At 44.9% G+C, this 7985-nt stretch carries 7 protein-coding genes and 1 pseudogene; 3 read left to right on the top strand and 5 right to left on the bottom strand.

Annotated elements, in window-relative coordinates:
- The 3 genes from ACKPQ4_RS06075 to ACKPQ4_RS06085 form a co-directional block, all read right to left on the bottom strand.
- Nucleotides 1-497: hypothetical protein (locus ACKPQ4_RS06075; protein ID WP_407680308.1), on the bottom strand; the 497-nt coding region annotated here is incomplete at its 3' end.
- A gap of 16 nt (nucleotides 498-513) precedes the next feature.
- Entirely contained in the window at nucleotides 514-2061 is a 1548-nt protein-coding gene (gene rpoN / locus ACKPQ4_RS06080; RefSeq protein WP_407680309.1) for an RNA polymerase factor sigma-54, read from the bottom strand.
- Between the two features lie 24 nt (nucleotides 2062-2085).
- Nucleotides 2086-3066, bottom strand: a complete 981-nt coding sequence (locus ACKPQ4_RS06085) for a serine/threonine protein kinase (protein ID WP_407680310.1) — start codon at nucleotides 3064-3066, stop codon at nucleotides 2086-2088.
- A gap of 161 nt (nucleotides 3067-3227) precedes the next feature.
- Here ACKPQ4_RS06085 and ACKPQ4_RS06090 point away from each other — a divergent pair, with 161 nt between their 5' ends.
- Nucleotides 3228-3542 carry a HesB/IscA family protein gene (locus tag ACKPQ4_RS06090; protein ID WP_407680311.1) on the top strand — a complete coding sequence of 105 codons (315 nt, stop codon included), beginning with the start codon at nucleotides 3228-3230 and terminating at the stop codon, nucleotides 3540-3542.
- Nucleotides 3521-4363: a protein-disulfide reductase DsbD domain-containing protein gene (locus tag ACKPQ4_RS06095; protein WP_407680312.1), complete on the top strand. Its 843-nt coding sequence runs from the start codon at nucleotides 3521-3523 to the stop codon at nucleotides 4361-4363. The genes ACKPQ4_RS06090 and ACKPQ4_RS06095 overlap by 22 nt, the downstream gene beginning before the upstream one ends.
- Before the next feature lie 10 nt (nucleotides 4364-4373).
- On the opposite strand, the gene argS is transcribed toward ACKPQ4_RS06095, so the two are convergent.
- Nucleotides 4374-6119: an arginine--tRNA ligase gene (gene argS / locus ACKPQ4_RS06100; protein ID WP_407680313.1), complete on the bottom strand. Its 1746-nt coding sequence runs from the start codon at nucleotides 6117-6119 to the stop codon at nucleotides 4374-4376.
- Between the two features lie 139 nt (nucleotides 6120-6258).
- Between argS and ACKPQ4_RS06105 the strand changes: the two genes are divergently transcribed.
- Entirely contained in the window at nucleotides 6259-7578 is a 1320-nt protein-coding gene (locus ACKPQ4_RS06105) for a thymidine phosphorylase (RefSeq protein ID WP_407680314.1), read from the top strand.
- 93 nt (nucleotides 7579-7671) lie between these two features.
- On the opposite strand, the pseudogene ACKPQ4_RS06110 reads toward ACKPQ4_RS06105, so the two are convergent.
- A pseudogene (locus tag ACKPQ4_RS06110) lies at nucleotides 7672-7985 on the bottom strand (elongation factor P); the annotation flags it as partial.

Raw genomic sequence — 7985 nt, forward strand, 5'->3', positions numbered from 1 at the left:
GGGCCTAGTAAATGAAGGGATTGAGGATATTTTTCCAATGCGTCCTCTTCCAGCAGGACATTTTTTTGTCCAATTGCACGAACTTTACCAGTACGCACAAATCTTTTACCCATGCGAAAAGGGGCTTGTATCGAGTTGATGGACTCTTTGGTCATGCAGGCTGCCAAGTCCAGTGCATTGTATTGAAAAAGGGAAATTCTTCCCTTTGCTTCCCAGAGGAGGGTTTTTACAAAAGCGGCTGCCAAACGAAGGCTCAGGGTCGAGCCTGGTCCACAGCAATAATAGACTGCATCTATTGCATTTAAATCATCAGGCTGATCTTGAAAAAGATTTTGGGTGGCACGGAAAAGTCCCTCCATTGCTTGTTCTGGGTCCGTCTCTATACGAAGCCATCCGTTGGGCTGTGGAATACCTACCTGCAAAGGAGAGGATGAGACATCTACTACTAAGGGTAGTTGGAAGTTTGGCATTTTAATCGTAGATTCCTGGTCGGGCATGGGTGGGATTACCAGCTTAGTACTGTCGCCTGAGGTTAGTCGGTGAGATGCCTAATTCCTCCCGATACTTGGCCACGGTACGTCGGGCAAGCTTGATGTCTTTTTCTGCAAGTTTATCAACGATTGCCCGATCACTCAGGGGTTTCTTTGGGTCTTCCTGCTCAATTATAGAACCAATAATTTCTTTAACACTGGTGTTAGATACGGCGTCTCCGTCCTTGCCTGAATACCCTGGGGTGAAAAAATATTTGAAAGGAAAAAGCCCGTGCGAAGTTCTCAAATATTTATTGGCGGTTGCACGCGAAACGGTGGTTTCGTGAACATCAATTTCCTCCGCTACTTGAGCCATTGTCATGGGATGAAGTTTGGAGGAGCCGTGCAGAAAAAAGTCTTCCTGTTTTTCCAGTATTTTCTTGGTAATCCGCTCGATGGTATTTTGTCGCTGCTCGATTGAATTGATTAGGAATTTACCTGCCCGCATTTGGTTCCTTACATACTCTTTTTCCTTGGGAGACAAAGTTCCCTTAGTGATTAATTCCTTGTAGGTTTTATTCAGGCGCAAACGGGGGACATAATCATTATTTAAATGAATGACCCATTCTTTTCCCACCTTTTCTACCTCGGCATCCGCGGCTACAGATTGGTTGGAATCTTCAGAAAATCTTTTTCCCGGGGCTGGGTCCAATTCGGCAATTTGTTGAAGAGCTTCATGGATCGCATGGGTAGGGTGGGAAAGTTTACGAGATAATTCTGGTACCCTTCGACGAACCAATAAAGTAAACTGTTCGGAAACAATCCGGTATGCCAAGCTCGATTCCCAACCCCTTGCATCCATTTGTTTGAGTAAACAATCCTGCAGGTCAACCGATGCAATGCCAACGGGTTCGAAACTTTGCAAAATTCTCAGGCCATCCTGTAAATCTTTGAGCGGAAGTTCAGAAATTAATCCAATTTCGGACAAAGGAATTGATAAAAAGCCCTTTTCATCGAGCGATCCGATCAGGTATTCACAGGCTTTTACCTGCCCATCTGTGGTATCAGCCATTTTTAATTGGCCAAGTAAATGTTCCTGTAAGGAGGTTTCAGCAACAAGGGAGTCAAAAAAGAACTTTCGCTTATCTTCGGCTTCGGAATTACCTAGCTGAGCTTCCCCTTCATACTCTCTTTCATAATGCTCGCGCAAATCCTCCTGCATTTCTTGAAGCACGGAAAACTCGTCGGTAAAATCAAGGTCTGTTAGGTCATCTGCAGATTCCTCCCAGTCATCCTCTCCTTCTTCTCCGTCTTTTTCCTCCTTTTCTTTATCGGTTGAATTCTCAAATTCATCCACTTGATCTTCAGTGGTTTCATCGGGCGAGGCTTCCAAATTATCGCTATCCAAACTTTCATCGTTTGAACCGACTTCTTCGAGCAATGGATTGGTTTGCAATTCTTCGAGAATAGCAGAACGCAATTCAAGTGCGGGCACTTGTAAGATTTTGAGGGATTGACGAAGCTGGGGAGCCAAAACCAGGCTCTGGGTTTGCTTCTGTACTTGCCTGAGTCCTTGCGATTGAAGGGCCATGTTTAGGAAAGTGGTAAGGGTGAATTATGCAATGATTGGTGGCGTTTGTTTATGGTGCCACCTCAAAGCTGCTTTTTCTCCATCTCGGCTAAATAAATCGTTGGTGTAAGCGGCCAATTTTTCATTGGTTGGACCGTATCCTTCGCCGTAAATAAAATTTTCTAATTCGGAGAGCATTTGATCTGCCGTTTGGTATCTCTTGTCCCGGGGTCTTTGCAGGGCAAGATGAAGAATTGTGTTTAAACGCTCGTCTACATCCTCTCGAATTTCTGAGAAATTGGGTATATCCATTTCCAAAATATTTCGGATGGTTTTTTCGGGGTCAGCATCCTCGAAAATATTATATCCAAGCATCAATTCAGCCATAACAATGCCACATCCGAAAAGATCTGCCCGGAGGTCAGTGACTTCACAACGGGCTTGTTCCGGGGAAAGATATTCATCTTTTCCTGCAATAACTTCGCCTTCTTTATTGTACATCAGGTCGAGTGCTTTTGCGATTCCGAAGTCGGTCAGTTTTACATCCCCTTCCTGAGCGATCATGATATTTTTCGGATTTACATCCCGGTGCACGATTCCCAACGGTCTATCTTCTCGATCTCTTTTACGATGCGCATAGGCCAATCCACGACACAGTCTTGAAACAATAAAAACGGCCAGATCTGAAGGAATGTATTGATCGGTTTCGACATGGCGGTCGAGAAACTCTTCGAGGTTCCAACCCGAGACATACTCCATGGTCATAAAGTATTGCTCACCGACTTTTCCCAAGTGGTAGGTCTGTACAATATTGGTGTGGATCAAGTCGGCCACGAGTTTGGCTTCGCCAATAAAATTATTTCGAAATTCCTCAATAGCAGAGTACTCCTCGCGGATTAATTTTATAGCTACGGTCTTGCGAAAGCCCCCAATTCCCCGTTGAGTTGCCTCATAAACCATGCCCATACCGCCCTCGGCAATTTTGCGGGTCAATTCGTAGTGTACCTCGTTAAAAATGTGCTTCATTTAATGGTTATTCAGCTAAATAATTCCTCAATCGTACCGCGTATGCCAAATTCATCAAGTTCAACCTTTTCACATTTGTTATTTTTTCACCTTAATGGCACAAAAGTAGCTGCAATTATGTGGAATTTGACTTAGCCTAAGGATTAGACATTGTTTTAATCATGATCAATTTAACGGAATCTGCAGCCAAACAGGTAAGTAAAATGCTTCAAGAGAAGGAAGAAGGCATGTTGCTTCGTATCTTTATAGAACCGGGCGGATGTTCGGGGTTCGAGTACGGGATGTCGGTAGATTTTCCAAAAGATGCCGACCAAGTGGCTGATTCCAAGGGTGTCCGCTATGCCGTAGCTGGCGATAGTGTTGATTATTTAAAAGACTGTGAGGTTCACTTTGACGATGGATTAACGGGCAAGGGCTTTGAAATTCGTAACCCCAATGCTCAATCCACCTGCGGGTGCGGAAAATCCTTCAGTTAATTTCTTTGCTCTGCTGCATAAGTGCAGCATCGCTTGGCGGGAAGGAGGGAGTTTCCGTATCCCAGTTCCCCCTGACTTTCAACCTGGTCTATCCCGGTAACGGAATTCCTTCTGGGGAATCAAGGGAAATATGGATTGGTCTGCGCATTGTGAGAGAGGATGGTTGGCATACTTATTGGGAACATCCCGGGGATGTTGGCATTGCTCCAAGCATTGAATGGGAATTACCTGCTGGATTTTCTGCGGGAAAAATCATTTTTCCACCCCCTCAACGGGTTTCGATGTTTGATATCAGGGCCAATGGACACACCGGTGAAACCCTTTTTCTCATCCCTCTTTCCATCCCTCCTCTTGCTTCCGGTCAGGAATTCGAGATCAAGGGTCTTTGTTCATGGATGGCTTGTTCTCACACCTGTATGCCCGCTCACACTCAACTTTCCTTAAAACTTCCAGTTGTCTCCAAATTTGAGCCGGACCCTTACTGGGCTACCCAATTCAAAAATTTCTGGGCAACTCAGCCCAAAGAAATTCCAAAGGGTTGGAATTTTGATGCCCGTCTGATCGGAAAGTTTTTAAAATTACAATTCCCCACATTTTTGTCCGATAAGAACGGGGAATTAGATTTTTTTGCCGAAAACCGAGTGATTTTATCCAATCAATCTCCCACCGTTCGAAAAAAGGACGAACGTATTGAATGGATCTTAAAAAAATCTCCTTGGGGTCCTCAAATGCCCAAAAAAATTAGTGGTATACTATCTTTAAAAGAGGGTGCGGAAAAGAGTTTCTATCGGCTAAATATACCGGTTTCCTCGAACGAATAGACCAAAGAACTCACATTTCTTCCAAAGTCTCGATACCCAATAAACTGAGTCCTGTTTGCAGAACCGATTGGGTGGATGAACAAAGGAGCAACCTTAGATCGCGCACCTCTGGATCGTCCACCATTACCTTTTCCAAATTATAAAAGGAGCTAAAGTCGGTAGCCAATTCATAGAGGTAAGTACAAAGGAAATGGGGTTTTAATTCTCGAGTTGCCTGTTTTAGAGCGATCGGGAAAAAGAGAAGTTTGCGCGATAATTTTCTTTCTGCATCGGACTGGGGTGGTCGTGCTTCATTAAATGGACCATCCGAAGAGCGTTCCATTTTTCGAAAGATGCTCGAAATCCGGGCAACCGCATATTGCAAATAGGGTGCGGTGTTTCCTTGCATGGCTAACATTTTGTCCCATGAAAATACATAATCCAATGTGCGGTCCTGAGAAAGATCGGCATATTTTACCGCTCCCAGTCCAATCACTTTTGCCCGTCTTTGTACCTCCTCATCTGAAAGGTTTGCATTTTTTTGCCTAACCATATCTGCAGCCCTACGGATGGCTTCCTCCAGTAAATCAATTAGTTTAACCGGCTGTCCATCCCTTGTCTTAATCGCCTTGTTGTCGTCTCCCAGAATCGTTCCGAACCAGACATGCGCAAGGGTTGGAAGTTTTCTTTCTTCAGCAATAAACCATTTCTTTGCGGTTAGGAATAATTGTTCAAAATGGTCCCGTTGGCGACCGTCGGTTACATAAATAATTTGTTCAGCCTGCCATTCTTTCTCTCGATAGCCCAGGGTTGCCAAATCTGTGGTCGCATAATTGCTGGCTCCGTCAGATTTTCGAATAATAAAAGGCTGCTTGGCAAAACGCTTGTGCTCTGGATGAAATACAACCAAGGCCCCGTCGTCTTCCTGGCAAATCTTGTGTTTGCCAAGTTCCTCATAGATTCCATCCACTTTATCCCGGTAAAAACTTTCTCCCAGGGAATGATCAAAGTGAACATCGAGCAGATCATAGATCTTGAGGAAAGAGGACATACTAATGTCCCGAATTTTCTCCCAAAGTTTTAAATTTTCTTCGTCCCCGTCCTGGAGTTTTACCAATTCCTGCCGGGCACCAACCAATGCATTTTCATCCTCCTTAATTCTGGCATTTCCCTGCCTGTACAAATCTTCCAACCTGGCGATCGGATCGTCTCCTAAATCGTCCAAAGAAATTCCCTGCTCCTTGATGGCAAAAAGAAGAATGCCAAACTGAGTGCCCCAATCTCCCAAGTGATTATCGCGCAGGATTTCATTTCCCTGAAAGGCGAGAATGCGGGCAAGAGATTCTCCAATAATGGTCGAGCGAATATGCCCCACATGCATTTGCTTAGCAGTATTGGGGGATGAATAATCAATCACCACCTTGGAGTTCTCCTTATCTTTTGCCGATGCCTTTAGGTTATCGGTGGATCCGTGGGTACAAATCCATTTAAGTAAATATTCAGGAGATAGAGTGAAGTTGATAAAGCCCGGCCCGGCAATCTTGACTGACCAATCTTCAGAGGCGGGTAGGGCATCGATTAATTTCTGGGCGAGTTCACGGGGGTTCTTTCCCATCTTCTTGGCAAAAGGGAGCACTCCATTTGCCTGGAAATCTCCAAAGCGTTCATCAGCAGATCGGGTCTGCGGATCAAACTCCTGGCCAAACTCATCAACCGACTGAGCTGCCTTGGTTACGAAATTATCCAGACTGTTTATTAGATCAAAGGAAATAGACATGGGGTATGCGTGTAAGCATGGATGGGCGATCTCGTCAAGACTGCATCACCGAAAAGACTCGACAAAAATTAGATTATCTAATAACAAATGTGCTTTGCACGATATTTTCTGTATCCACAACTCAACCCCCGAGTAAGTTATGCCAAAGGCCAAAAAAGAAGCCCCCTCCTTTTCCTACCTCATCGAGAAGAAACGCGATGGTGGAGAATACACCGACGAAGAAGTACGCGTAATTGTCGATGCCATTCTCGACGAGGAAATGCCCGAGTTCCAACAGTCTGCTTGGATCATGACTAATTTTTTCAAGGGTATGTCTGCTCAGGAAATTTCTTTCTTAGCCGAGGAGATGATGCTCTCCGGGGAAGTGATCGAGATGATGGATGTTTCCCGCCCTAAAATCGAAAAGTATTCCACTGCTGGTGTCGGAGACAAAACAACTTTAGTACTTGGGCCTTTGGCTGCAGTTGCTGGAGTTGCCATGCCTCTGATGAATGGATACGACGAAGAGTTTCTTACTTCCAATTGTGAAAAGCTCAAAGCTATCCCAAAAATCAAAACTAATTTAGGCTTGGAAGATTTCCATGCCCAAGTTCGTAAAATTGGTTGTGCCTTTGCCGATCGGAATGACGAAATTTCTCCAGTCGAAAATATTCTTTACGATTTGCGCCAAAAGATTGGTGCCATCCCATCCATACCCTTCATTACTGCTGGTATGTTAAGCCGCAAGTTTGCATCTGGAGCCGAAGGTGTGGTTGTGGATATCAAGTGGGGTAAGGGTTCTTTTATTCGCGATGCCGAAGATGCGAAACAACTCGCCCGTTCTATTACCCGTGTGGGACGTATTATGAAGCGTCGTTGTGTAGCCTTGGTTACCGATAATAATCAACCTCTCGGAAATTGCCTCGGTGCCTCTCTTGAACTCAAAGAAGCGATCGAATTGCTCAAGGGTGAAGGTCCAGAAGATTTACAGGAATTGGTCATGAAACTGGGTATGGAAATTGTCCGCCTTGCCGGAGTAGCTGGTTCCACACTCTCTGCCAAGCAAACCGTCCGTAAACATTTGGAAGACGGATCCGCTTTGGAAAAACTCAAGGATATCGTAGCTGCCCAGGGTGGAGACACCAAGGTGATTGACGATCCCGAAAAACTCCCCCAAGCCAAACATGTCAAAAAGATGCCAGCACCTAAGCGTGGATATGTTCACACTATCGATGCCGGACAATTGGCCCGTGGCGTACAAATCCTTGCTTATGGAGGAGGAGACAAATTTGATCCTGCAGTTGGAGTTGCCGAGTTGAGAAAAGTCGGTACTCAAATGAAACAGGGCGAACCTTTGATGATGATTCATTACAACGATGAAAAACGCCTCAAAGAAGCCATGGATTATTTCAAAGCTGCTTACCGCTTGGCTCCCAAACGTCCAAATCCCGCACCTCTTGTGGTTGAGCGCGTTGCGTAAGGAGTTTCACGAATTTTATATTCGAAAACAAAAAAGCCTCCCGGATTAGGGAGGCTTTTTTTGTACCCTTTTTACAGGGTTTAAATGTAAACCCTATACCCGTCCTTGGTAGGATCGGTCTTCCGTGCTAATTTTGATGACATCGTCCTTCTTAATAAAGAGGGGTACCTGTACGGTAATACCGGAAGAAATTGTTACTGGTTTCTGGACATTTCCAGCGGTATCTCCACGGATCGCGTCTGCGGCTTCAATCACTGTGGCTTCCACGGATGCGGGAAGGTCTAAGCGTACCGCCTTATCATCGACCAATAAAATATCGTAGTTGTTACCCTCTACCAAAAAGATTTCATCCTCTCCAATCATATCCTCGGATAGAATGGTGTCCTCATAAGTCTCAAGGTCCATAA

The organism is Candidatus Chordibacter forsetii (genome assembly GCF_964187505.1).
In the GTDB taxonomy this organism is placed as follows: domain Bacteria; phylum Verrucomicrobiota; class Verrucomicrobiia; order Opitutales; family Seribacteraceae; genus Chordibacter; species Chordibacter forsetii.

What these genes read in the sequence shown, in the direction of transcription:
- rpoN (WP_407680309.1), bottom strand. Translation starts at nt 2,061, where the DNA reads ATGGCCCTTCAATCGCAAGGACTCAGGCAAGTACAGAAGCAAACCCAG.
- ACKPQ4_RS06085 (WP_407680310.1), bottom strand. Translation starts at nt 3,066, where the DNA reads ATGAAGCACATTTTTAACGAGGTACACTACGAATTGACCCGCAAAATT.
- ACKPQ4_RS06090 (WP_407680311.1), top strand. Translation starts at nt 3,228, where the DNA reads ATGATCAATTTAACGGAATCTGCAGCCAAACAGGTAAGTAAAATGCTT.
- argS (WP_407680313.1), bottom strand. Translation starts at nt 6,119, where the DNA reads ATGTCTATTTCCTTTGATCTAATAAACAGTCTGGATAATTTCGTAACC.
- ACKPQ4_RS06105 (WP_407680314.1), top strand. Translation starts at nt 6,259, where the DNA reads ATGCCAAAGGCCAAAAAAGAAGCCCCCTCCTTTTCCTACCTCATCGAG.